Source organism: Paraburkholderia ferrariae NBRC 106233 (assembly GCF_000685035.1).
GTDB classification, from domain to species: domain Bacteria; phylum Pseudomonadota; class Gammaproteobacteria; order Burkholderiales; family Burkholderiaceae; genus Paraburkholderia; species Paraburkholderia ferrariae.
Genome location: NZ_BAYB01000034.1, coordinates 63,107 through 88,545 on the forward strand (window position 1 = coordinate 63,107; position 25,439 = coordinate 88,545).

The window sequence follows — 25,439 nt, forward strand, 5'->3', positions numbered from 1 at the left end:
TGCGAGGTGCGACCTCATGTTCCGGCGCCATCATTTTGTCTACACACTGAGCCTGGCTTCGCTCGTCCTCGCGGCGTGCGGCGAGCGGCCTGCCGCTGATCCGCGTACCGAGGCGCCGCTCGTGCGGACGAGCGTCGTCCACGACGCGGCGCGCGCGAACCGGTCGTTTTCTGGCGTCGTGGGCGCTCGCGTTCAGAGCGATCTCGGTTTCCGGGTTCAGGGCAAGGTCATCGAGCGCCTGGTCGATGCGGGCCAGACGGTCAGGCGCGGCCAGCCCCTGATGCGTATCGATCCGATCGATCTGGGACTGCAGGCCCGTTCGCAGCAGGAACTCGTGGATGCCGCACAGGCGCGCGCCACGCAGACGGCCGACGACGAGGCCCGCTACCGGGATCTCGTTGCGGCAGGCGCTGTGTCGGCGTCGACCTACGAGCAGCTCAAGGCGGCCGCCGATGCCGCCCGGGCCCAACTCGTCGCGGCGAAGGCGCAAGCGGTGCTCGCCAGTAACGCCTCCGGCTACGCGGTCCTCGTGGCGGACGCCGACGGCGTGGTGGTCGAGACACTGGCCGAGCCGGGCCAGGTGGTCGCGCCGGGGCAGATCGTCGTGCGGCTCGCGCATGCCGGCCCCCGCGAGGCCGTTGTCCAGCTTCCCGAGACACTGCGTCCCGCGCCGGGCTCGATTGCCGAGGCAACGCTGTATGGCGCGGACACGAAGCCGGTGCCCGCCACCTTGCGTCAGCTCTCCGACTCGGCCGACCGGTTGACGCGGACCTACGAGGCGAGGTACGTGCTCGAAGGTGCGCTGTCGAATGCGCCGCTTGGTGCGACCGTGACCCTCGATCTCGCCGGCAACGCCGCGCGGTCGCAGGCCGCGATGGAGGTGCCGGCCGGCGCCTTGTTCGATCCGGGCACGGGCGCCGGCGTCTGGACCGTCGACCGGCCGCAGTTGCGGGTGCGCTGGCACAAGGTCCGCGTCACCGCCTTGAGCGACGACACCGCAACGGTGACCGGCGATCTTCACGATGGCGACGAGGTGGTGGCGCTCGGCGCCCAGTTGCTTCACGACGGAGAACGCGTGCGCGTCGCCCAGGACACGGCGGCGACAGCGCCGGTCTCGCAGGAAGGAGCAGCGCAATGAGCGGTTTCAACTTGTCGGCGCTTGCGGTGCGGGAGCGCTCGGTCACGCTGTTCCTGATCATACTGATTTCCATCGCGGGCACCATTGCCTTCTTCAAGCTGGGGCGGGCCGAAGACCCGCCGTTCACCGTCAAGTCGATGACGGTCATCACGGCCTGGCCGGGCGCCACCGCGCAGGAAATGCAGGATCAGGTGGCCGAGCCGATCGAGAAGCGCATGCAGGAGTTGCGCTGGTACGACCGTACCGAGACCTATACGCGTCCGGGGCTGGCCTTCACCACCGTGACCCTGCTCGACAGCACGCCGCCCGCGGACGTGCCCGAGGAGTTCTACCAGGCGCGCAAAAAGCTTTCCGACGAAGCGGGCAACCTGCCGCCCGGCGTGATCGGTCCGCTCGTCAATGACGAGTATTCCGATGTCACATTCGCACTGTTCGCGCTCAAGGCGAAAGGCGAGCCGCAACGATTGCTGGTGCGCGACGCCGAGGGGCTGCGCCAGCGACTCCTTCATGTGCCGGGCGTCAAGAAGGTGAACATCATCGGCGAACAGCCCGAACGGATCTATGTGTCGTTCTCGCACGAGCGCCTCGCGACGCTCGGCGTGACGCCGCAGGATATCTTCGCAGCCCTGAATAACCAGAATGTTCTGACGCCCGCCGGTTCGATCGACACGCAGGGCGCGCAGGTTTTCATTCGTGTCGAAGGCGGTTTCGACAAACTGCAGACCATCCGCGACACGCCTGTCGTCGTCCAGGGCCGCACGCTGAAACTCTCGGACGTGGCGACCGTCGAGCGCGGTTACGAAGACCCGGCCACGTTCCAGATTCGCAACAACGGCGAACCGGCGCTGCTGCTCGGCGTCGTGATGCGGGACGGCTGGAACGGGCTCAGCCTCGGGCAGGCGCTCGACAAGGAAGTCGCATCGATCAATACCGGGCTGCCGCTCGGCATGAGTCTCACGAAGGTGACCGATCAGGCCGTCAACATCCATTCGGCGATCGACGAGTTCATGGTCAAGTTCTTCGTCGCGCTGCTCGTCGTGATGGTCGTGAGTTTCGCGAGCATGGGCTGGCGCGTCGGCATCGTGGTGTCGGCTGCGGTGCCGCTGACGCTCGCGGGCGTGTTCGTCGTCATGGCTGCAACGGGCAAGAGCTTCGACCGCATCACACTGGGTTCGCTGATTCTCGCGCTGGGCCTGCTCGTCGACGACGCGATCATCGCCATCGAGATGATGGTCGTGAAAATGGAGGAGGGCTATAGCCGCGTGCAGGCGTCGGCGTATGCGTGGAGCCACACGGCCGCGCCCATGCTCTCGGGCACGCTGGTCACGGCCGTCGGCTTCATGCCGAATGGCTTCGCGCGCTCGACGGCGGGCGAATACACGAGCAACATGTTCTGGATCGTCGGCATCGCCCTGATTACTTCGTGGATCGTCGCCGTCGTGTTCACGCCGTATCTCGGCGTCAAGCTGTTGCCCGATATTCCCGTGATCGAAGGCGGTCACGGCGCGATCTACAACACGCCGAACTACCAGCGCTTTCGCCGCTTCCTCGGGCGCGTGATCAGGCGCAAATGGATGGTCGCGGGGATCGTGGTGGCATCGTTCGTGGTCGCCGTGACCGGAATGGGACTGGTGAAAAAGCAGTTCTTCCCGACCTCCGATCGCCCTGAAGTGCTCGTGGAAGTGCAGATGCCTTACGGCACGTCGATCGAACAGACCTCCGCGGCGACGGAAAAAGTCGAGGCGTGGCTCGCGAAGCAGCCGGAAGCGAAGATCGTGACCTCCTACATTGGAGCGGGCGCACCTCGCTTCTATCTGGCCATGTCGCCGGAACTGCCCGATCCCTCCTTCGCGAAGATGGTGATCCGCACGAATGACGAGAAGCAGCGCGAGGCGCTCAAATTCCGCCTGCGCAAAGCCATTGCCGAGGGTCTTGTGCCCGGGGCGCAGGTTCGCGTCACCCAGCTCGTGTTCGGCCCTTACTCGCCTTACCCCGTTGCGTTCAGGGTCATGGGCCCGGACGCCCAGACCTTGCGCACCATCGCCGCGCAGGTCGAACGGACCATGGACGCCAGTCCGATGATGCGAACGGTGAACACCGACTGGGGCCCGCGCGTTCCCACGGTGCATTTCACGCTCGATCAAAATCGGCTCGGGGCGTTTGGCCTGACGTCGAGTTCGGTCGCGCAGCAACTGCAATTCCTCCTGACCGGCATTCCCGTCACGCACGTGCGCGAGGACATTCGTTCGGTGGAACTCGTCGCGAGGTCGGCGGGCGAGATCCGGCTCGATCCGCAGCGTATCGACGGATTTACGCTGATCGGCGCGGCGGGTCAGCGCGTGCCGCTCTCGCAGGTGGGCAAGATCGACATCCGCATGGAAGATCCGATTCTGCGCCGACGTGACCGGACGCCGACGATCACCGTGCGTGGCGATATCGCGGAGGGACTGCAGCCGCCCGATGTATCGACGGCGATGCTGGCGCAACTTCAGCCCATTATCGCGAAGCTGCCGGAGGGCTACCGGATCGAGGAGGCCGGGTCCATCGAGGAAGCCAGCAAGGCGACGAAGGCGCTCGCGCCGCTGTTTCCGATCATGATCGCGCTGACGCTGCTCATCATCATTTTTCAGACGCGCTCGATTGCCGCGACCCTGATGGTGTTTGCGACCAGTCCGCTGGGGCTGATTGGCGTCGTGCCGACGCTGCTGCTGTTCAACCAGCCCTTCGGGATCAATGCGCTGGTGGGGCTCATCGCGCTCTCGGGCATCCTGATGCGCAACACGCTCATTCTGATCGGCCAGATCGAAGAGAACACGCACCTAGGCATGGCGCCGTTCGACGCGGTGGTGGAGGCCACCATCCAGCGCTCGAGGCCGGTGATTCTGACCGCGCTCGCCGCGATGCTGGCCTTCATCCCGTTGACGCATTCCGTGTTCTGGGGCACGTTGGCTTATACGCTGATTGGCGGGACATTCGCGGGGACGATTCTGACGCTGGTGTTTCTGCCTGCGATGTATTCGATCTGGTTCAAGATCCGGCCCGAGGCAGGGGAAAGCCACCCCGCGCTCGAATCCAGCGCCGACACGATTACCTAGATGTTTCCGCTTGTGGCCCGGCTCCGATCAACCGGAGCCCAGGTCGGCTGGCACGCGCAGGCGGGCTAGCTGGCTGTACACCATCTGGTGCTGAACAGGCAGGCCATCGGCGATCCGGGCGCCGAAGCGGGCAGTCTGCGTGGCCGGGTCGAGGTAAGGGAACGCGTCACCCGGGCATGCTTCGACACGAGCGAACGCCTCTCCGAAGCGCCTCGCATACTCGGGCGGAAGGGCGTTGCCGTTCCGCTCGCGAAACATGGTGTGTCCGTCGAAAATGCGAAGTTCGATTTAGTTAGACTCCAGTATTTAACATAACATAATTTATCAATATTTTTTGTGTTACGGCTTTTTATATGATGAGCAAAGGCTGCGAATGCCTGATAACCAGGCACCGCATGTGACGCATTATGTTTTGCAGAAGCTTCGTCCACGCTCCAGAGCACCTTGGCAATCGGCAACAATACGCCCGATCAGCTCAGCGCAAGTCGGTATATCGCGGATAAGGCCAACCACCTGGCTTGCCCAGACGAGCCCGTTGTCGACCTCGCCACTTTCCAGTGCTGAACGTCCGCGTACCCCAGATACAAGCGGCTGGACATCGCTAAACTCACACCCACCCGGACGCCGCTCCAGTGCGACGACTTCGTTCGAGATCGCGTTCTTGAGCACGCGGCCGCTATTGTGAAGCGTGCGGAAAATCAGTTGCGTGTCGCGCTCGCTAGCCGCCAGTAACGCTTCCTTGATAGCGCGATGGATCGGTGCCTCCTCAGTTGCGCAAAAGCGGGTTCCCATGTTGACGCCCTCCGCTCCGAGCATCAATGCAGCGGCCAGACCCCGCCCATCGGCAATCCCTCCCGACGCGATCAGAGGGATCTTCACCTGGTCGGCAGCCGCGGCAAACAGCACAAGACCGCCGACATCATCCTCACCAGGGTGCCCCGCGCACTCAAACCCATCAATCGAGATCGCATCCACGCCGTTGCGCTCGGCCGACAGCGCGTGTCGTACCGACGTGCACTTGTGGACAATCTTTACGCCCGCTGCTTTAGCTTTGTCAATAAACGTCTTTGGATTATTGCCGGCTGTCTCCAGGACCTTCACGCCGCTTTCGATCGCCGCATCCAGATAGGCCTCGTACGGCGGCGGATTGGATGATGGCAGAATCGTCAGGTTCACGCCGAACGGATTGTCGGTCAATTCGCGACACCGCCGGATTTCGGCAGCAAGCGCCTCGGGAGATGGCTGGGTAAGGCTCGTTAGCACGCCAAGGCCACCTGCGTTGGACACGGCTGACGCAAGTTCGGCGCGTCCAACCCACTGCATGCCCCCCTGGATGATCGGATAACGAATCCCCAACAATTCGGTAACTCTGGTCTTCATATCGTTCCTGCCTGCTCAAAAATGTCCGGGACTCGTGTTCCGGTAATAGATTTCGTTGCCAACGGAACCCGGTTGCGCCAAAGAGTGCATGTCACTGCCGGGCAAACGGCAAGGACTATCGTCCGGAAAACACCGGCGCACGCTTGGCAAAAAACGCCGCAATCGCCTCCTGAAAGTCCTCCGTTTGGGTGCTTGCCTTGAAGGCGTCCCGTTCGGAGTCAAGGTGAGTCGCGAGATCATGCTCAAATGCACTCCGCGTCAGCCGTTTCATGCGGCCATATGCCAGAGTTGGCCCAGTTGCCAACCGACGCGCAAGCGCGAAAGCCTCATCCTGAAGCCCGGCCTCTGGAACGACACGATTGACGACTCCGAGCCGCAGTGCCTCGGCCGCATCGAACGTCTCCGACAGCAAGGCGATTTCCATGGCGTGGCGCAATCCGACTATCCGCGGCAAGCTCCACGAACCCGACACATCGCAGCTGGCCCCCACGTTTGCATAGGCGAGATTGAAACGCGCGCCCTCTGCGGCAACCACAAGGTCGCAGGCCAGCACAAGGCTCAAGCTGCCGCCCGCAACCGCACCCTGCACTGCGGCGATGACTGGCGCATCAAGCTTGACCAGCAACTTGATGCCCTCGTGCATGCAGCGGATGAGCTCTTCGGCTGCGGTCGCTCCACCGTCCCGCAGAGCCGCGAGATCGCCGCCGACCCCGAATGCGCGCCCTTCGCCCCTGATGACGACCGCCCGGATGCTGCGATCCGCAGCTATCCCCTCGCATGCGGCAAGGAACGCGGCCGCAGTGGGAACATCCAGCGCGTTCATCGCATCGGTTCGATTAAACACAACGCTCGCCACTGCACCGTCACGTACGACTACAACCAGATCTGTTCCGTTTGCACTCATATTGCACCTCCTATTTCGCAGCCATCCGGATCGCTCCGTCCAGTCGGATCACCTCGCCGTTGAGCATCGCGTTCTCGATGATGGATTGCACGAGTTGTGCATATTCACGCGGTCGGCCAAGTCTCGGCGGAAACGGCACCTGCTGCCCAAGCGAGGCCTGCACGTTTGAAGGGAGTCCCATCAACATTGGTGTCTCAAAAATGCCAGGTGCGATGGTCATCACACGAATACCGTACGTGGCGAGTTCTCGTGCAATCGGCAGCGTCATGCCAACGACGCCAGCCTTCGACGCAGAATAGGCCGCCTGTCCGATCTGTCCATCGAATGCGGCGATAGACGCGGTGCAGATCACGACACCACGTTCGCCATCTTCATTCGGCTCGTTGTCGCGCATTGCCGAGGCGGCAAGGCGGATTACGTTGAAGGTACCGACCAGGTTGATTTCGAGAGCGCGGGCGAAGCTCTGCAATGCATGCGGCCCTTGCCTTCCCAGTACTTTCTCGCCCGGCGCGACGCCTGCACAGCAAATGACGCCGTGCAGTCCCCCGAACCCGGTGACCGATTGCGTGACCGCGTTCTGCACGGAAGCCTCATCGGTGACGTCGGTACGTACGAACCGTACATCACCGCCCAACTCGGCCACGTGCGCATCGCCCGCCTCGCTATTCAGATCCGCGAGTACCACATGGCCACCGCGAGCCAGAATCATCCGCGCGGTTGCAGCACCCAGCCCGCTCGCTCCGCCAGTAATGAGGAAAGTCTTGCCTTGAATATCCATGTAATACCTGCCCTTAGCCTGTGTAGATGCGTCCAAAAATATTGCGTGCTATGACCCATTTCTGGATCTCGTTCGCTCTCTCGTAGATTTCGCCGATCTTCGCGTCGCGATAGATCGATTCCAGCGGCATCAGCTCCGATGTGGCAGACAGTTCGCGCACAAAGCCATACGCTCCGCACACCTGGATCGCATCATGTGCAACATCTACCGCCAGTCGGCTCCCTGTGAGCTTGGCCATCGCAGCCTCCACTTCCGCGTTGCCCTCGACCGCATGATCGAACGCTGCCTGCGCCATCGCGACGCCGATTGCTCCGATGCCCATTCGCCCGAGCGCGAGCGCACCCAACGCCACCCGCAGACCACCGTTTTCAGCACCTGTCACGTGGTCGTCGGGAACGAAGACTTTGTCAAACACCACGTCGGACGTCAGTTGGGCGGGGTTACCCATCTTGAATCTGGCGCGTCTCGTCGGGCAACCAGGTGTCGTGAAATAACGTATCCGCTCTGCGGACGGCCTGGACCATGGGGTGTCTCCTGAAATAATGAAATTCGCCCCTTGCCGCGCGACGGTATGGCGTCAGGCTCGGACGTCGTCGCGGACGTCACAACGAGTCATTTCCGATAAGGTAAAGAGTCGCAGGCGAACTCCCCCCATACTTTGGTCTTGTCCGAGGGCAGTCCACCTCGGCGATCCTTAGAACCAAGATGAGCCGGGCACACACCGGCATCACAACAGTCTTAAGGAGACTCAGAATGACGTGCACGATGATCGATCAGTTGGCGTCCGCGGCGCAGCGCGCGCCGGATGCGCCCTATTCCTTCTACGAAGATCGGATCACGACGTTTGGGGAACTCTGGTCACGGTCGCGACGCGTGGCAGGTGCACTGCGCCAGATGGGCATTCCGCAGGGGCAGCGTGTCGCTTATCTGGGCAAGAACACCGACCGTCTCATAGAAATCATTTTTGGTGCGGCGATCGCCCGCAATACCTGCGTTGTGCTGAACTGGCGACTCGCCATGCCCGAATGGCGAGATGTACTTATCGATAGCGGCGCCACTGTGATCTTCGCCGATTTCGAATTCGTTGAGCACGCGCGCCGGCTTGCCGATCAGGTCGGCGCCGTAACCCGGATCGTCTCGATCGACCTATCGGCGTTACCGGACGACGCGCGCGTCGTCGACTACGACGCGATGGTCGACTCCGCCCCCACTCTCGAACCGGTCGACATCGACCCCGAAGACGATTTCCTGCAGCTTTACACGAGCGGCACCACCGGCAAACCCAAGGGCGTACCGCAGACGCACGCAATGCATCTGTCGCAGCTCGCACAATGGGAGTCTCGCTTGGGGCCATTTCCGGCAGGCGAGCGTTTTCTGGTATTCATGCCACTGTTTCACGCAGCCGGCATCACCTACCCGCTTTTCGCGATCAGCTACGGTACGCAAGTGGAAATCCACCGCGCCCCCGTCCCGGAAAGGATCGTCGAAGCACTCAACTCCGGGCGAATTTCGTCGATGGTTGTGGTACCGACCATTCTCGCGATACTACTCCCTCACCTGAAACCCGGCGCCTTCCCGGCGCTTAAACGGCTCCACTACGGGGCTTCGGGAATCAGCCGGGACCTGCTGCAAAAAACAATGGATGTGCTCAAGTGCGATCTCGCCCAGATCTATGCCGCAACTGAAACCACGGCCGCGTTGACAATCCTGACGCCTGATGATCATCGCCGCGACAATGGTGCGTTGTGGTCGTCGGCCGGCAAGCCCGGTGCGGGCGCGCGTGTCCGAATTGTAAGTACCGCCGGCGGCCGCGATCTGCCGCCCGGCGAAACCGGGGAAATCCTGATTCAATCAGGCTCAATCTTGCGGGGATACTGGCGCAACGAGGCCGCCACGCGTGAGGTGCTGGTTGACGGTTGGTACCGGACCGGTGACCTCGGTTATGTCGACGCGGAAGGCTACTGCTATGTGGTCGATCGCTTCAAGGACATGATCATCTCGGGTGGCGAGAACGTCTACTCCTCGGAAGTCGAAAACATGCTAGCCGAGTTCCCGGAACTGGCCGAGTATGCCATCGTAGGCGTGCCCGATCCGCAGTGGGGAGAAATCGTCACTGCATGTGTCACTTATAAACCCGGTGCCCACCACTTGACGCTCGAAGAGTTGCAATCGCGCATGCGCGATCAACTCGCGGGCTATAAGGTTCCCCGTCGGCTCGAGGTGTTTTCCGCACTGCCGCGCAATCCGATGGGCAAGCTGCAAAAACACGCGTTGCGCAACGCAATCCGCGATCGCAACGACCAGCGGGTTGCCTCGGAAGCACAGGGCTAGATCTCCGTCGGCCGACCACAGGGGTCATTGTTTTCGCCGGGTAGAAGACGAAACGAACCACGGTCCTGCTGTTCATTTCAATACCGTTCGACGTATTCCCGGCGGCCATAGCGTCTTCCCTCAGATATGACCGGGCGTGCCAGAACTGCGACACGCTCCGTCAAAACGCTCCCTCGAAGTGGTGAGCCGCTAACAACATAATGCACCTGTAGCTGTAGCACGAGACTGCCACGTGAAATGAACAACGATGAACAGCCGCAGCACGCGTCAAACGATCGGTGACCTCTTGAGCAGGACCAGCTTGCGCTTTCACGACAAGCTGGCCATCCAATGCGGGACGACCAGCTGGACATACGGTGAATTCGATTTATTGAGAGTCACGTAAATCATGACATCACCAAAGCTCGGCTTGTTTCCAGCAGGCAGCGATGATCGATTTGCGCTTCTGGCCGCTCTTGAGCTTGCATCGAGCGGTGTGCTTCAGTTCGGCCAGGTTGTTCGGGCAGAAATTCGCCAATGCGTGCCGCTTGAGCCAAGCCCACAGGTATTCGACTGGATTGAGGTCCGGGGCGTACCCGGGCAGCAGCGCCATCTGGATGGCGCCATCCGTGCCGTCGAGATACCCCTACTTCTGGGTGGGGCGAAAAAAATTGCTTGCCTAAGCTGTATTGCAACGTAACCACAAAACGCTTTAGCACCGTCCACCACTCCTGATATGAAATCCACCGAGCAACACCCCGCCCGAAGCTCGGGTCCCCTTTCTGGCATCAAGGTCGTTGAATTTGCCGGGTTGGGCCCGGCGCCGTTCTGCGCCATGGTGCTTGCGGATCTCGGCGCACATGTGCTGCGCATCGACAGGCTGGGCCCTCCTTCAGCTGGCGCGGCCATGTTCGACCCGGCTAAGGAGATCCTGCAGCGGGGCCGACAGGTGGTGGCGTTGGACCTTAAGCGTCTTGAGGCTCGCGAAGCGGCGTTGCGCTTGATTGGCGAGGCAGACGTGTTGATCGAAGGCTTCCGGCCGGGGGTCATGGAGCGCTTGAGTCTGGGCCCCGAGCGTTGCCTGACGGCGAATCCGCGCCTCATTTTCGGCCGCATCACCGGTTGGGGCCAAGAGGGGCCACTGGCGCATACCGCCGGTCACGACATCAATTACCTTGCACTATCAGGTGTGCTAAATGCCATCGGTCGACGTGACAGCGGACCTGTTCCCCCGTTGAACCTCGTTGCCGACTTCGGCGGTGGTGCGATGCTATTGACTGTGGGTGTGCTCGCCGCGCTCCTGCGCGCACGCATTGATGGAAAGGGCCAGGTCGTTGACGCAGCCATGATCGACGGCTGCGCGCTACTGGAGGCGATGACACTCACGTTGTTCGCAATGGGTGCCTGGCGCGACGAACGGCAGGCCAATCTCCTCGATGGCGGTACGCCGCGCTACGACACCTACGCTTGTGCCGACGGCAAGCACGTGGCGGTTGGCGCGCTGGAGCCACAGTTTTACCACCTGCTGCTGGAAGGTCTATGTCTGGCCGACGACCCGGCAATGCAACAGCCGGATGACCGTACGCGCTGGCCTACCCAGCGCGAGCGCATCGCTGCCGCCTTCATGCGCCACCCGCGCGACGAATGGGTCCGGCGCTTCGAGGGGAGTGACGCCTGCGTCAGCCCGGTGCTGTCGTTGTCCGAAGCCCCGCATCACCCTCACAACCGGGCACGAGGCACTTTCGTCACTGTGAACGGCCTGCTCCAGCCAGCGGTCGCCCCGCGCTTCTCGGCAACCCCAACTGACGCTCCGCCACCTTTACCAGGACCCGATGCCTACGGCGCATCAGCGCTGCGCAGTTGGGGCTGGCCGGAAGCCGACGTCCAGGCGCTCGTTGACCAAGGCGTTCTCTGCCATGGCGCCGACAGCGGCGACTAACAAACCCAACGGAGAGCATGACATGTATGACCTGCGTTCCCGCCGTTCGTGGGAAAACGACGATGCGGTCCAATTCCGCGACTCGCTTCGCCGCTTCCTGGCCACGGAGGCCGTGCCGCGCGACCCGACGTGGCGGGAGCAAAAGCGCGTCGACCGCGATTTCTGGCGCCAGGCTGGCGAGTTGGGATTCCTGTGCCCCAGCCTTCCCGTGGAGTACGGCGGCAGCGACACCAACTTCAGTTTCGAGGCCGTCATCGAAGAGGAACTGGGATACGCCGGAATTACCTCTTTCGGCCATGCCGTGCACGGTCCAATAGCAGCCCACTACATTCTGCGCTACGGCACACCCGAGCAATGTCTTCGCTGGCTGCCAGGTATGGCCTCCGGCGAGCTGATCGGCGCGATTGGCATGACTGAGCCTGGCGGCGGTTCGGATCTGCAGGCGATACGTACCACGGCGCGACGCACAGGTGACCGATACGTGATCAACGGCTCCAAGACGTTCATCACCAACGGCCAAAACGCTGACGTAATCGTATTGGCGGTAAAGACTGACCCGAGCCAGGGTGCACGCGGCGTCAGCATGATCGTTCTCGAAACCAATGACCTTGCCGGTTTTCGCCGCGGGCGAAACCTGCACAAGATCGGCATGCATGGCAGCGACACGGCCGAATTGTTCTTCGACGACGTCCGTGTGCCAATTGGCAATCTCCTTGGCGAGGAAGGTCAAGGCTTCATCCAGATGATGGAGTCCCTGCCCCAGGAGCGCCTCGCGATCGCCCTTGGCGCACAAGCCACGATGGAGCGCGCGATCGAGATCACGGTGGAATATGTCAACGAGCGACAAGCCTTCAGGCAGACACTGATGGACTTCCAGAACACACGCTTCCAGCTCGCTGAATGCCTGAGCAACGCATGCGTGAACCGCGCCTTCATCGACCAGTGCGTAACACAGCACGTGTCCGGCGGGTTAAGCACGGTCGATGCGTCGATTGCCAAGGCCTGGTCAACTGACCGCCAGTGCGAGGTGCTGGACAAGTGTCTGCAATTGCACGGCGGCTACGGCTTCATGGAAGAGTACCCAATCGCCCGGATGTACGCCGACGCGCGCGTGCAGCGCATCTACGGGGGTGCGAATGAAATCATGAAAGAACTTATCGCGCGCGCACTTCGTTGAAGTGCTACAACTCGGAGGAAACACCACGATGGATTATTCGCAGAAGAACGTCTTCGTCGCTGGTGGCTCCAGCGGCATCAACCTCGCAATTGCCGATGCATTGGCTTCTGCCGGCGCCCGCGTAGCCATTCTTGGCCGGCAGCAGGCCAAGATCGATGCCGCGCTCGCACAGTTGCGCCGCCATGGAGGTGACGTCCGAGGTTTCGCAGCAGACGTGCGCGATGCGGCTGCCGTGCAGCAGGCTGTCGAGCAAACCGCGCAGGACTTCGGCCCACTCGACGTCGTGATCTCCGGGGCCGCCGGCAACTTCATCTCGCCCGCGGCGGAGCTCTCGCCCAACGGATTCAAGTCGGTTATGGATATCGACGTGCTTGGCACCTTCCACGTCATGCTCGCGGTCTGGCCGCACCTGCGCAAACCTGGCGCCGCCATCCTGAACCTCACCGCAGCGCAGAGCTGGATGGCTACCCCCGGTCAAATCCACGTGTGTGCGGCCAAATCCGGCGTCGACCAGATCATGCGCACACTAGCAATCGAGTGGGGCCCCTCGGGTGTGCGGGTCAACTCCATCGCGCCCGGGCCGGTCGCTGACACCGAGGGGATGGCGCGCCTGGCGCCCACACCTGCAGCAGCGCGGGCCTGGACCCGCGCAGTGCCGCTTGGCCGCTTCGCCTCCAAGGACGACATTGTGCGCGCCGCGCTGTGGCTTTGTTCATCCGCTGCGGACTACGTGACCGGCGTCGTGCTCTCGGTAGATGGGGGCTTGTCGCTCGGAGGATCGAGCGCGGTGGTCGGTGCCATGGCGAGCTGATACAGAACGAAACCTTGGGGGAGAGCGATCCGGGTCGCCCACGCGTGTCGGGTCGCGAACGACATCCTTTTCGTAACGAAGACAGAATTACGTCTCCGGCATAGCAGGCTTGAAGCCACCGGTGTCGAGTTTAAAAATGTTAATCGCTCCGCGCAGGCTGTTTGCCTGATCGTCCAGGAATTGTGCTGAGGCAGCGGACTCCTCGACCAGCGCCGCGTTCTGCTGAGTTACCTCATTCAATTGGGTCACAGCTTGCCTGATCTGTTCAATCCCTCGACTTTGCTCTCCTGACGCCGCCCCGATCTCACTCATCATCTCCGCTACGCGCGAAACTGTGCTTCTAATCTCCAGCATTGCCCCGCCCACTTGATTGACCAGCTTTGTTCCTGTATCAACCTGCTCGACAGACTTACCGATCAAGTTCTTGACGTCTTTTGCTGCACTTGCGGAGCGTTGCGCAAGCGCACGAACCTCACCGGCGACGACCGCGAATCCGCGGCCTTGTTCGCCGGCACGAGCTGCCTCGACCGCCGCATTGAGCGCCAAGATGTTGGTCTGAAAAGAAATACCCTCAATCAAGCCTATTATTTCGGCGATTCTTGTCGAACTGCCATTGATTTCATTCATGGTATCAATCATGTTCGAAACCACTTCATTGCCCCGCGCCACGCTTTCGGAAGCGTTAGTGGACAGACTCTGTGCGTGAAGTGCGTTTGTCGCGTTTTGCTGCACGGTGCTTGTGAGCTCCTCCATACTTGCAGCCGTCTGTTCCAGTGACGCAGCCTGCTCTTCGGTGCGCGCGGACAAATCGAGATTCCCGACGGCTATTTGCTTCGATGTGGAGGCTACAGATTCGGCAGATGTCTTTACGATCAGCATCGCGCCGCTGACACGATCCATCAATTGGTTGAACGCACGGGCCGTTTGACTGACCTCATCGCGACCGTCCGCAGGAATGCGTTTAGTTAAGTCATGCGAATCGTTTGCTTCTTGCAGGATGACTTGCATATTCCCCAACGACCTCTGGATAGTGCGCGAAAGGACAATGATCCACGGAACGACTACCAGCACAACCAAAACCAAAACAACGGCAACACTTCGCACGGCGCCCCGGTTGATCCGCTCCGCGTTCTCGCGCGCCTCATTGCCACGTTCGCTCGCGGTCGCAATCATCGCGTCGACCCCCGCCTGAATCTGGTGAAATTCGCCGTGATAGAGTTTCACTATCTGGTCGTTTGCTGATTTCGGATCGTGTGTCGCCAGTTCTATCAGTTGACGCGATTTCTGATCATATGCACTCCAATGCGAGAGCAGCGACGCCAGATCCCGTTGCTGATCCGCGGATCGAAACAGCGGAGCAATTGTTTTTCCCCACTTCTCAATGTTCTGTTCCGCATCTGCAAAGATCAATCTTGTGTCCGCGGATGTTGGGTCCAATTCAATCGTCGAGAGCGCACTTGCCTTGATCTCCGTGAGGCCTCTGATTTGCAGCTCGTGACGGTTCGTGTTCGCGCCTGCATCACTTACACCTTTGAATCCAACGAAAGGGACTATTATTCCCAAGCTCGCAGCAATGAGCGCCGCGATAACCAGAATCCGCAATCTAAGTCTGATCGTCATTTTGCGTAAGTGTCTTCCATTGTGAATCCATCACTGTCGACGCTAGTCAACAAGCGTCTGCGATAATTCCTCATATCATTCGTACTACTATAATTTAATCTCGAATGACGTCATCGCCGTTGCCGGAAGTAAACCCGCAGCATCCATGTCAGCGCGTGGTTCCTTCCGCAAGCCCATCTTCAGATCACCCCGCGTCACTTACGGCCACCAAACCTGATTAATCAATGGCTCATCGGTCAGTCCCAAGCATTTTCACCTTGTTGGCCTTGAACCAGTTGAAGTGGGTCACCAGCCTCCAGCCAGTCAGGTACTCGACGATATCGCTTTTGGCAGGTCTGCCCAACGTGCCACTTATCGCCTGACAAAAGCAGTAACGCCGCGCACGCTCCAATGTCCGCGGTGTCATTGAAACCCATGCGAGACCCCGGAATCTACGACGTGTTGATCCGATCTAACGATGGGAGCCACCGCAAGGTGGGCTGGCAGTTACGCAATCTTCACGATCACGGACTTGGTTTCCAGATAGTGCTCGAAAACCTGCTCACCATTCTCGCGCCCCCAGCCGGATTGCTTAAACCCGCCAAACGGAATGGCGGGATCGGGGCTGAGCTGCGTGTTGACCCAGATCGTACCTGCATCAATTTTCTGCGCCAGTTGATGGGCTGCCGACAGGTCTCGTGTATAGATATGTGCTGCGAGGCCATATTCACTGTCATTAGCGAGCGACGCCAGTTCGTCAATGTCGTCATATGGCGTAGCCGTCAGGACCGGACCGAAGACCTCCTCGCGATAAACCGGATTGCTTCGGTCACGTGTCAGCAGGATCGTCGGTTCGACAAAATAACCCTCCCGATCGACACGGCCGCCGCCCATGACAACTTCAGCCCCGGCCTGGACCCCGGCCTGTACACGACCCAACACGTTATCAAGCTGCCGCTGGCTGACGACAGGTCCAAGCACTGTGTCCGGTTCGCTACCGGCACCGATCTTGAAACTCCGCGCCACCTGTGACACGCCATCAAGGATCTCGTCCACCCGATTGCGCGGTACAAACAGTCTTGTACCTGCAAAGCAAATCTGGCCTGAGTTGAAGAACACCGCCTGTGCCGCGCCCGGCACCGCAATGTCCAGATCCGCATCTGGAAGAATGACTGTGGGAGACTTGCCCCCCAGTTCAAGTGTCAGGCGTTTCAGATCGTTCGCGGCGGTGGCTATCAGACGCTTGCCGGTAGCGGTTGAACCTGTAAAGCTGACCTTCGCGACCCCAGGGTGCTCGACCAATGCCTGTCCGGTGCGCCCGTCGCCGAGAACGACGTTGAACACGCCGGGAGGGAATCCAGCTTCGTGCACGAGTTGAGCCAGCCGCAATGCCGAATAGGGCGTAGCCTCGGCCGGCTTCAGAACCACCGTGCAACCCGCAGCAAGCGCAGGCGCGATCTTCCACACCGCCAGCACCAGTGGATAATTCCAGGGCACGATAGCGGCAACAACGCCCACTGGCTGGCGAACGGTATACGCATGATGTGATCCCGCGGGCTGCAGAGCAGGAGCAATGGACTTGCCACCAAGCTTCGAAGGCCATCCCGCCATATAGCGCAGCCACATCGCAGTGAGCGGAACGTCGACGGTACTCGCAATCGCGATAGGCTTCCCGTTGTCGAGTGTTTCGATCGCCGCGAGCTCTGCAGCGTTGGCTTCGACCAGTTCGGCCAGCCTGTGGATCAATCGCTCGCGACCCAGTGGCGACAGGTCGCGCCATGCCGGAGATACGAAGGCTGCGTGCGCCGCCTGGACGGCCTGATTCACGGCGTCCGGCGTACTGCCCGGTATGTCACCGATCACCGTCGCAGTGGCCGGATCGTACACCGGCAGTCGCTCGGCGGCGGCGTCGTCGAGCCACTCCCCACCGATATAGTTTCGGCCAGCTGGAAGTTTCACATGCGGAATTTGACTGGGTGAATTCATGATGCGTGCTCCTCTTTGCAGAAATTGTTCAGAAATGCAATCCCCGTCTAAACGGCCAGATTGACCAGAGAACCATCGATGTTGCCGCGGCCCGCGCAGTAGAAGGACGCAGGACTCCGATGCGCTCTCGCGGTGATTGCATTGAGCTGCTTAATGGACGCCGCTAGAAGTGGTAGCTCACCCCCACATGGGCGATGATCGGATCGAGGCGAAGATCAACGTTCGCCGGTGGTCCGCCCAAAGCGGGGATCGTGCCGCTCGCGGATGTCTTGACAAAGATCTTTCTGACGTCGGCAAACACGGACCATCTTTTGTTGATGGGAACATCGAACCCGGCTTCAACGACTCCACCCCACGCGCTGTGCACCTTCAGGCCCGCGACGTCACCGTCGCTCGTGCTGATGACCCACGTATAGTTAACCCCGCCTCCGATGTATGGACGTACGGGTCCCCAATCCCCTAGTCCGTACGTCAATGTGAGCACGGCAGGTGCGTAGGTCACCTTGCCCAGATTGCCGGTAAGAGGAGGCTCAAAGTTTCTTAGCGTCCCGCCTGCCGACAGTTTTGTAGTCGGCGGCACACCCACACCCAGGCGGACCGTCCATCGCGGCGCAATCTCATACCCGAGTTCCACTGCGAACGAGCCGTTGTCCTGCAAGCCCACATCCGCTCCCGGAATCGGCTGGCCCGCAACCTTCGCCTGATCCGTATGGCCGTCAAAGAACACGCCCACCGGACCGGCGCGCACGGTCCATGGCGTTGTCTGTGCCATCGCACTTGAACTCGCCGCAAGTGGCGACAGTAAAAAAAGAGGGAACAGGATTTTGGATCGCATTGAGATGTCTCCGACTTCTATAGTTTTGAATGCGCCGTTGCGTTGTCGCGACGCATATTTGATATTGATCAATGCCATCCACGCATACACACAACCTAAGTATGGTTTGCCATGTTGTGCGCTCCCCGCTTCCGACGATTCTGCGAGCCCCATACCAGATAGCGCGCCAGAAATGACTTCGCGCCACTCACCCGGCCATGACTCCAACCGGGTGAGTGGCGCGATCGTTGTCGAGAAACCGGCTATCCGCGCCGCTATACTGCGCGTTCGCGCCGGTGATTGCCTTCAGTAGCGCTCGACGGCAATGGCGGTCGCCTCTCCTCCCCCGATGCAAAGCGATGCCATGCCCCGCCGCAGCCCCTGGCGACGCAGGGCGTGCAGCAGCGTAACCAGAATGCGCGCGCCGCTGGCACCGATCGGATGACCTAGTGCGCACGCGCCGCCACTAACGTTCATCTTCTGGTGCGGGACGCCGAGCTCCGACATGACCACCATCGGCACCACAGCAAACGCCTCATTGATTTCGTAGAGGTCAACGTCGTCGTTCTTCCATCCCGCTTTCACGAGCGCCTTCTGGATTGCCGCAACCGGTGCGGTGGTAAACCATGCTGGTTCCTGTGCGTGCATCGCCTGCGCCGTCACGCGCGCAAGCGGCTCGACACCGAGGCGGTTTGCGGTACGCTCACGCATGAGTAGCAAGGCAGCGGCGCCATCGTTGATCGACGAGCTGCTCGCAGCGGTGATCGTGCCGTTCTGATCAAACGCCGGCCGCAGCTTCGGGATCTTCTCGACATTGATTTTTCCCGGTCCTTCGTCGACGGAGATTGTCTGCGCCCCGGCACGGTCCTCGACATTGACAGGCACAATCTCGTCGTCGAACGCCCCGGTCTGGATGGCACGGAGCGCGCGTTCCACCGAAGCAATCGCAAACGCATCTTGCGCGTCGCGCGTGTAGCCATAGCGGGCGACGCACTGCTCTCCGAATGTGCCCATGCTTCGCCCTGCCTCATAGGCGTCCTCCAAGCCATCGAGCATCATGTGATCGAAGGTACGTGCATGGCCCATCCTGTACCCGCCTCGTGCCTGTTGAAGGAGATAAGGTGCGCGACTCATGCTTTCCATGCCACCAGCTACCACAACCTCTGCGCTGCCGGCCAGCAATGCGTCGTGGCCGATCATTACCGCCTTCATGCCCGAGCCGCACACTTTGCCTACCGTCGTACACGGCGTCGATCTGGACAACCCGCCGCTGATCGCGGCCTGTCTTGCTGGCGCCTGACCGAGTCCCGCTGTCAGGACGCACCCCATCAGCGCTTCAGATACTGCGTCAGGCGCGATGCCTGTGCGCTCAAGTGCGGCAGCGATCGCAATGCCGCCAAGCTGCGGCGCGGGAACGTTCTTGAGTGCCCCCTGGAATGAACCCATAGGAGTACGAACGGCACTTACGATCACGACAGGATCACTATTCATACGATATCCCCTCTTATATGGCTAACCTGAAATCTGGCGACACAAGATCCTTAGACTCTCAGGGTGCTATATAGAAGCGCGATCCCCGTGATACCGATTGCGCCGTGAAGGAACACCACCCAAAGCGGCGCTTTCGACCTAAACAGCACACGCAGCAGCAGCAGGCCGCCGATAAATCCCGAGAGCAGCACGCCGAACGCCCACCACGAGCGGATCGGCGTTGCCGCCTCGCCATGCAGATTCATTGCGAACAATGCAATGAGCGCCGCCAGACCGCCGAGACCATGACCGTTGCGTAACCAGGTTGGCCCCCAATGACCAAACGTTGCGCGAAGCGCCATGAGAAGGCCGCCACACGCTACCGCAGCGAAAGCCGCCACCATCCATTGTTGTGCATTCATTCTGAACGCCTCCTGTTTTGCTGCGGCGCGCACATACATCGTGGCCGCCGCATTCGTCCCGAGTCTCCACGCGACCCATTCGCGTCGGTCTCAGAGGCAGTTGGCCGTCAGACTGCGACCGATAATAATCCGCTGGATGTCCGACGTTCCCTCATAGATCTGGCACACTCGCGCATCGCGATAGATACGCTCGACCGGATAATCCTCGACATATCCATAGCCCCCAAGGGTCTGCAACGCGATCGAGCAGACCCTTTCGGCTGTCTCCGACGCGAAGAGCTTCGCCATACAGGCCTGCTCCAGACTCGCCTTACCGCTATCCTTGAGATGGGCGGCCGAAAGCACAAGCTGTCGTGCTGCCTCAAGCTGAGTCCTGGCGTCAACGAGGCGGAAATTCAACGCCTGGTGGTCAAGCAAGATTTTTCCGAATGCCGTCCGATCCGCGGCGTATCCTATAGCGTGATCGAGCGCTGCCTGTGCCATCCCTACACTTTGCGCCGCTATGCCGATGCGCCCGGCTTCGAGACTCGACAGCGCAATCCGGTAACCGTCATTGAGCTCGCCAATCAATGCGCCTTCGGGCACTACGAGATCGTCGAAATTCAGACTACAGGTGTCGCTCGCCTTTTGTCCCAGCTTCGCCTCGATCTTGATTACCGAATAGCCCGGTGCATCTGTCGGCACGAGGAATGCGCTGATGCCCCGTTTCGGATCATCCGGATTTGTCACCGCGAAAACAATCACGTAGCGACCTATCTCGCCACTCGTGATGAACTGCTTGCTTCCGTTGATGACAAAATCAGATCCGACTCGGCGCGCCCGCGTCCGGATCGCGCTCGCGTCAGAACCGGCGTGACTCTCAGTCAAGGCGAACGCGCCAATAAATTCACCGCGAGCGGCCGGCCGCAGGACGTCATCCTTCTGCCTGTCCGAGCCATAGCGCTCGAGAATCGCGCAGAACGGTGCGTTATGCACGCTCATTACGGTCGATACCGCGCCGTCGCCTTCGGCTACCGCCATCAGCGCGAGTGCATAGCCCACGTAGTCGGACCCCGCACCGTCATAGCCGGGAGAAACCGTCATGCCGAGCAGGCCAAGTTCGCCCATCGCCTTGAATATTTCCGGTTCAATCGCTTTTTCGTGCTCTCGGCGCGCGGCGCCTGGCGCGAGCTGCTCGCGCGAGAATCGCCGTACCGACTCGTAAATCAGCTCATGCTGCTCGCTCATCGTCATACCGCCGTATAGCCACCGTCAACCGTGAGCTCCGCTCCGGTGATCTGTTTCGCGAGGTCCGAGCAGAGGAAGAGAATCGCATTCGCAATGTCCTCCGGTTCAGTCAGACGCCCGTTCGGGATCAAACCCAGTACGAACGTTGTCGCCTGCTCGGGCGATGCGGCAAGCCCCTCCTTCAACAGCTCCTGGAGTCCGTTCGCCAGCAGCGGAGTGTTGCCCGGGCCCGGATGCACTGAGTTCACGCGTACACCGCTGGCCGCCCGCGCGAATTCGGCGGCCATCGACTTGGTCAGCACCGTGATGGCGCCCTTGCTCGCGGAGTATGCAGCCTGAGCAACCGCAGCCACCTGCCCGAAGACCGACGAGATATTGACGATCGATGCGCCGCCATGCTCCTTCGCGGTTCGCTCCAGCAGTGGATACGCTGCCTGACTGCCGATCCAGATGCTTTCGAGATTGATTGCAAGCAGTTGCCGCAATTCGGCGACGCTCGTGCGCAAGAACGGCTTGGTCAGCATCTTCCCTGCATTGTTGACCAGACCATCAAGTCGGCCGTTTGCCTGCTCTGCCACCGCGTCGATGACGCGTTGCCAGTCAGCCTCCGACGTCACATCATGTGCGTGACTCCACGCTTTCGTGCCGAGTGCGGCACATTGACTGGCTGCCTCGGCAGCGCCGTCTCGGTCCACGTCGGTCGCCACTACCCACGCGCCCGCCTTCGCCAGTTCCAGGCATGTACGCCGGCCGAAACCGCCAGCCGCACCCGTGACGAGAATTACCTTGTCCTTCAGAATCAGATTGCTCATGTCTCACCCATTGTTGTAGGCCTAAGCCGTTGGTCACTTCGCCCGCCTCCGGATACCTGATCGTTCCGCTCAGCCGACGACGCGCTCATGCATAAACTGGATGGACGCCTGCGTGGCTCCTGTCTTCCTGCTAGCGGACTCACACCGACGACCACCCGTCACGTTGTCACGCGCGATGGAACCGGTAGCCAGTCCCAACTGCCTCGGAGAGTTGTGCCGGTACCGTGAAACGCGGGCCGAGTTCAGATGCGAGCTCGGCGCAGCGCGCTACAAACCTGTCGAAACCGATGTCGTCAATTGCCGACGCGGGGCCACCGAGATAGCTTGGGAACGCCCAGCCGAGTATGGCTCCCAGATCCATTTCGCCGGCGTCGTTAGTTACCCCGTCGGACCAGCAGCGCGCCGCCTCGAGCAGTTGCGCGTACAACAGCCGTTCCCTGATAGCTGCCTGCTCCGATTGTCGGGCCTCCGGCAAGGTGTCGGCGAACGAACGCAGGATCGGCAAATCGAGATGCTTCGGCGCCGCCTCCGGGTACGCGTAGAAGCCTGCACAACGCTTGCGCCCGAAACGCTTCAATTCGACTACCTTGTCGATTACGGCATTGACATGTTCGTGACGGTCGTCTGCCCATGCGCCCTTTTCCTTGCTGCGGAAGAAGTGCGAGATGTGATGCAGCACATCCAGTCCAACTTCGTCGGCCAGTGCTAGCGGCCCCACGGGCATACCGAGCGCGACTCCTGCGTTCTCGATACGTACGGGGTCCACTCCGTCTGCGAGCAGGCGAATTCCCTCGCGGATGTAAGCGTCGACGCAGCGCGTCGTATAGAAGCCGTAGCCATCATTTACAACGATGGGCGTCTTGCGGATCTGGCGGATGTAGTCGAGCGAACGAGCCAACGTTTCTGGCGAGGTCTTCGCGCCGACGATCACTTCGACGAGCGCCATGCGCGGAACAGGCGAGAAGAAGTGCAGCCCAATGAAGTTCTCGGGCCGCTTGCTCCCTTCAGCGAGCCCATCGATCGGCAACGCCGATGTGTTCGTCGCGAAGATTGCATGTTGACCCAGCACCGCCTCCGTCTGCGCAGTGACCTGCCTCTTCACTTCGACATCCTCGATGACCGCCTCAATCACGAGATCGCAGCCTTCGAATGCCGCATAGCTGCCGGCGGCGGTAATGCGCGCAAGCAGCGCGTCGCGGACTTCGACCGACAGTTTGCCCTTGTCAACATCCGCCTGCAGTGATGCTGCAATGCCGGCGCGGCCAGCGTCCGCAATCTCCTGGGTACGGTCGAGCAGCACCACGTCGATGCCTGCCTGCGCCGACACCTGCGCGATTCCCGCGCCCATGAAGCCCGAGCCGAGAATGCCCAGCTTGCGCACGCACGACGACGGAATACCGGCCGGGCGGCGTACGAGCTTGTCGGCGTCCTGTTTGGCAAAGAACATCGAACTGATCAGATTCTGCGCAGTACGGCCCTGGACCAGCGTCGCGAACAGCTTCTGTTCGAGTTTGAGCGCCTTGTCGATTGGCAGTTTTGTGCCCTCGTACACTGCGCGCAGGATGGCGTGCGGTGCCGGATAGTTACCGTGTGTGCGGGCATGCGAAGTGGCGTTTGTAGCCGCCCACAGCGCCGAGTTGGCGGGCGTGTACGAATCGCCGCCGGGAACGCGGTAACCCTTGCGATCCCACGGAGCGACCGGATCGACCTTGCCGTCGATCAGCGCTTGACGTGCCACTTCGAGCAACCGTTCGGACGGTACGACTTCGTGCACCAAACCAGTCTGCCGGGCGGCGGCGGCGCTCAGGTCTCGGCCGTCGATAAGAAGCGGAAGGCTCTTCACAATGCCGACGAGACGCGGTAGCCGCTGCGTTCCACCCGCGCCGGGCAGCAAGCCGAGCTTCACTTCGGGGAATCCAAGCTTCGCGGACGGGACGTCGGCAACCACGCGGTAATGGGTGGCGAGCAGCAGTTCGAGGCCGCCACCGAGCGCGAGGCCCGGCGCTGCGCCCACGACCGGCTTGCCTGCCGTCTCGATGTGGCGGAACAGGTCGCCAAACAGCGCAATGCGCCGCGCTGCTTCGTTTGAATCGACGCCCGGAGCGGCGAACGCCGCCATCTGCGCGAGATCAGCACCCGCGACGAAGCTCGACTTCCCGCTCGTGATAATGATGCCGCCGACCGCATCGTCGTCAATCACTGCATCGAACGCGGCTCGCAATTTTTCTGCCAGCGCTTGCGTCAACACATTCATCGATCGCCCGGGCATGTCGATGGTAAGGACGGCGATGCGCTCGTCAATAGTCGTTGTGATCATGATGTCCACACTTGAATAGGGTCGATAACACGCGTCAGACGCGCTCAATGATGGTCGCCACGCCCATCCCGGCACCGATACACAGCGTCGCGAGCGCAGTCGAGCCACCGGTGCGCTCGAGTTCATCCAGCGCGGTGCCCAGAATGATCGCGCCAGTCGCACCCAGCGGATGGCCCATCGCGATCGCGCCGCCGTTCACGTTCACGCGGTCCTCGTCGATACCGAGTACTTCCATGAAACGGATCGGCACCGCAGCGAACGCCTCGTTGATCTCGTACAGGTCGATATCCTTCGCCTGCATGCCGGCACGCTTGAGCGCCTTCTCAGCAGCAAAGGAAGGCGCAGTCAGCATGATGGTCGGCTCCGAACCGATTTCAGCGAAGGCGCGAATTCGCGCACGCGGCTTGAGGCCCACAGCCTCACCCGCTTCGCGCGAGCCCAGCAGCATCGCGCAGGCACCATCCACAATCGCCGACGAATTGCCAGCGTGATGACGGTGCTCGATACGCTCGACCTCCGGATAGCGCGCGATTGCGAGCGCGTCGTATCCTGCCTTCACGCCGAGTTCTGCAAACGAAGGTTTAAGGTTTCCCAGCGCTTCGACAGAAGTCGTCGGGCGCACCGTTTCATCGCGATCGAGCAGCACGTTGCCGAGCACATCGCGGACGGGCACGATCGAGCGTGAAAAGCGCCCATCTGACCACGCGCTCGCCGCACGCTGATGGCTTCGTACTGCGAACTGATCGAGTTGCTCACGGCTGTAATGCCACTTGCTAGCCATCAGGTCCGCACTGATACCCTGCGGGATGTATTGCGTGAGAAAAGCGATATGGGGATCGACACTCCACGCGCCGCCGTCGGAAAGGATCGGCACGCGCGACATCGCCTCGCACCCTCCAGCGATCACGAAATCAGCAGACCCGGCAGCAATCTTCCCGGCGGCCATGTTGACGCTTTCAAGCCCGGAACCGCAAAAGCGGTTGACCTGAACGCCCGCGGTCTCTTCGGAATAGCCAGCAGCCAGAGCGGCGACGCGCGGCAGACATTGGCCCTGCTCTCCCACCGGGCTGACAATCCCGAAAATGACATCGTCGACGCGGCGGGTATCGAGACCGCTGCGATCACGCAGGCCTGCGAGGACGGTGCTCGCAAGATGGACAGCGGTGGCCTCATGCAGCGAGCCATCCGGCTTGCCTCGTCCGCGAGGCGTACGGACGTGATCGTAGATATAGACAGTCGACATCTGAGTTCCTATGCAAG

General features: G+C 61.1%; 20 protein-coding genes and 1 pseudogene. 6 read left to right on the forward strand and 15 right to left on the reverse strand.

Annotated elements, in window-relative coordinates:
* The first annotated feature begins 16 nt into the window (after positions 1–16).
* Positions 17–1,138, forward strand: a complete 1,122-nt coding sequence (locus BFE01S_RS29540; protein ID WP_042338993.1) for an efflux RND transporter periplasmic adaptor subunit — start codon at positions 17–19, stop codon at positions 1,136–1,138.
* Positions 1,135–4,233, forward strand: coding sequence for an efflux RND transporter permease subunit (locus BFE01S_RS29545; protein WP_028228602.1), 3,099 nt, complete (start codon positions 1,135–1,137; stop codon positions 4,231–4,233). Before BFE01S_RS29540 ends, BFE01S_RS29545 begins: the two co-directional genes overlap by 4 nt.
* 27 nt (positions 4,234–4,260) lie before the next feature.
* Here BFE01S_RS29545 and BFE01S_RS29550 read toward each other — a convergent pair whose 3' ends face one another.
* From BFE01S_RS29550 to BFE01S_RS40705, 5 genes are all read right to left on the reverse strand, one after another.
* Positions 4,261–4,491, reverse strand: a complete 231-nt coding sequence (locus BFE01S_RS29550; RefSeq protein ID WP_028228603.1) for a hypothetical protein — start codon at positions 4,489–4,491, stop codon at positions 4,261–4,263.
* 147 nt (positions 4,492–4,638) lie between these two features.
* Positions 4,639–5,613: an NAD(P)H-dependent flavin oxidoreductase gene (locus BFE01S_RS29555; RefSeq protein ID WP_028228604.1), complete on the reverse strand. Its 975-nt coding sequence runs from the start codon at positions 5,611–5,613 to the stop codon at positions 4,639–4,641.
* 115 nt (positions 5,614–5,728) lie between these two features.
* A complete protein-coding gene (locus tag BFE01S_RS29560) occupies positions 5,729–6,517 on the reverse strand; it encodes an enoyl-CoA hydratase/isomerase family protein (protein WP_028228605.1) in 789 nt (262 codons plus the stop codon).
* A gap of 10 nt (positions 6,518–6,527) precedes the next feature.
* A complete protein-coding gene (locus tag BFE01S_RS29565) occupies positions 6,528–7,295 on the reverse strand; it encodes a 3-hydroxyacyl-CoA dehydrogenase (protein ID WP_028228606.1) in 768 nt (255 codons plus the stop codon).
* A gap of 13 nt (positions 7,296–7,308) precedes the next feature.
* Positions 7,309–7,743: an acyl-CoA dehydrogenase family protein gene (locus tag BFE01S_RS40705; protein WP_245621227.1), complete on the reverse strand. Its 435-nt coding sequence runs from the start codon at positions 7,741–7,743 to the stop codon at positions 7,309–7,311.
* A 305-nt stretch (positions 7,744–8,048) separates the two neighbouring features.
* Between BFE01S_RS40705 and BFE01S_RS40710 the strand changes: the two genes are divergently transcribed.
* The gene (locus BFE01S_RS40710; RefSeq protein WP_052421020.1) at positions 8,049–9,626 is read left to right on the forward strand and encodes an AMP-binding protein; all 1,578 of its coding nucleotides are present in this window, start codon (positions 8,049–8,051) and stop codon (positions 9,624–9,626) included.
* Positions 9,627–10,020: 394 nt separating this feature from the next.
* Here the strand turns inward: BFE01S_RS40710 and BFE01S_RS40715 are convergent.
* Positions 10,021–10,248, reverse strand: a pseudogene (locus BFE01S_RS40715) (transposase); the annotation flags it as partial.
* A gap of 93 nt (positions 10,249–10,341) precedes the next feature.
* Between BFE01S_RS40715 and BFE01S_RS29595 the strand changes: the two are divergent.
* From BFE01S_RS29595 to BFE01S_RS29605, 3 genes are read left to right on the forward strand one after another with little or no spacing between them, the layout of a single operon-like run.
* Complete coding sequence (locus BFE01S_RS29595) at positions 10,342–11,544, forward strand: CaiB/BaiF CoA transferase family protein (RefSeq protein WP_028228608.1); 1,203 nt, start codon at positions 10,342–10,344, stop codon at positions 11,542–11,544.
* Between the two features lie 22 nt (positions 11,545–11,566).
* Positions 11,567–12,721 (forward strand): acyl-CoA dehydrogenase family protein, encoded by a 1,155-nt coding sequence (locus BFE01S_RS29600; RefSeq protein WP_042339025.1) that lies wholly within the window; start codon positions 11,567–11,569, stop codon positions 12,719–12,721.
* 28 nt (positions 12,722–12,749) lie between these two features.
* Complete coding sequence (locus tag BFE01S_RS29605; RefSeq protein ID WP_028228610.1) at positions 12,750–13,532, forward strand: SDR family oxidoreductase; 783 nt, start codon at positions 12,750–12,752, stop codon at positions 13,530–13,532.
* Between the two features lie 87 nt (positions 13,533–13,619).
* On the opposite strand, the gene BFE01S_RS29610 is transcribed toward BFE01S_RS29605, so the two are convergent.
* The 9 genes from BFE01S_RS29610 to BFE01S_RS29650 all read right to left on the reverse strand — a co-directional run bounded on the left by BFE01S_RS29610 (position 13,620) and on the right by BFE01S_RS29650 (position 25,422).
* On the reverse strand, positions 13,620–15,152 hold the full coding sequence (locus tag BFE01S_RS29610) for a methyl-accepting chemotaxis protein (protein WP_028228611.1): 1,533 nt from the start codon (positions 15,150–15,152) through the stop codon (positions 13,620–13,622).
* A 486-nt stretch (positions 15,153–15,638) separates the two neighbouring features.
* The gene (locus BFE01S_RS40720) at positions 15,639–17,117 is read right to left on the reverse strand and encodes an aldehyde dehydrogenase family protein (RefSeq protein WP_084170235.1); all 1,479 of its coding nucleotides are present in this window, start codon (positions 17,115–17,117) and stop codon (positions 15,639–15,641) included.
* Between the two features lie 163 nt (positions 17,118–17,280).
* Positions 17,281–17,952, reverse strand: a complete 672-nt coding sequence (locus BFE01S_RS29620) for an OmpW/AlkL family protein (RefSeq protein WP_169742679.1) — start codon at positions 17,950–17,952, stop codon at positions 17,281–17,283.
* Between the two features lie 285 nt (positions 17,953–18,237).
* Positions 18,238–19,422, reverse strand: coding sequence for an acetyl-CoA C-acyltransferase (locus BFE01S_RS29625; RefSeq protein WP_028228613.1), 1,185 nt, complete (start codon positions 19,420–19,422; stop codon positions 18,238–18,240).
* A gap of 50 nt (positions 19,423–19,472) precedes the next feature.
* Complete coding sequence (locus BFE01S_RS29630) at positions 19,473–19,823, reverse strand: hypothetical protein (RefSeq protein WP_156967192.1); 351 nt, start codon at positions 19,821–19,823, stop codon at positions 19,473–19,475.
* A 90-nt stretch (positions 19,824–19,913) separates the two neighbouring features.
* Positions 19,914–21,056 carry an acyl-CoA dehydrogenase family protein gene (locus BFE01S_RS29635; RefSeq protein WP_028228615.1) on the reverse strand — a complete coding sequence of 381 codons (1,143 nt, stop codon included), beginning with the start codon at positions 21,054–21,056 and terminating at the stop codon, positions 19,914–19,916.
* The gene (locus BFE01S_RS29640; protein WP_028228616.1) at positions 21,053–21,862 is read right to left on the reverse strand and encodes an SDR family NAD(P)-dependent oxidoreductase; all 810 of its coding nucleotides are present in this window, start codon (positions 21,860–21,862) and stop codon (positions 21,053–21,055) included. Before BFE01S_RS29640 ends, BFE01S_RS29635 begins: the two co-directional genes overlap by 4 nt.
* A 166-nt stretch (positions 21,863–22,028) precedes the next feature.
* A complete protein-coding gene (locus BFE01S_RS29645) occupies positions 22,029–24,179 on the reverse strand; it encodes a 3-hydroxyacyl-CoA dehydrogenase NAD-binding domain-containing protein (protein ID WP_028228617.1) in 2,151 nt (716 codons plus the stop codon).
* A 34-nt stretch (positions 24,180–24,213) separates the two neighbouring features.
* Entirely contained in the window at positions 24,214–25,422 is a 1,209-nt protein-coding gene (locus tag BFE01S_RS29650) for an acetyl-CoA C-acetyltransferase (RefSeq protein WP_028228618.1), read from the reverse strand.
* Positions 25,423–25,439 lie beyond the last annotated feature (17 nt).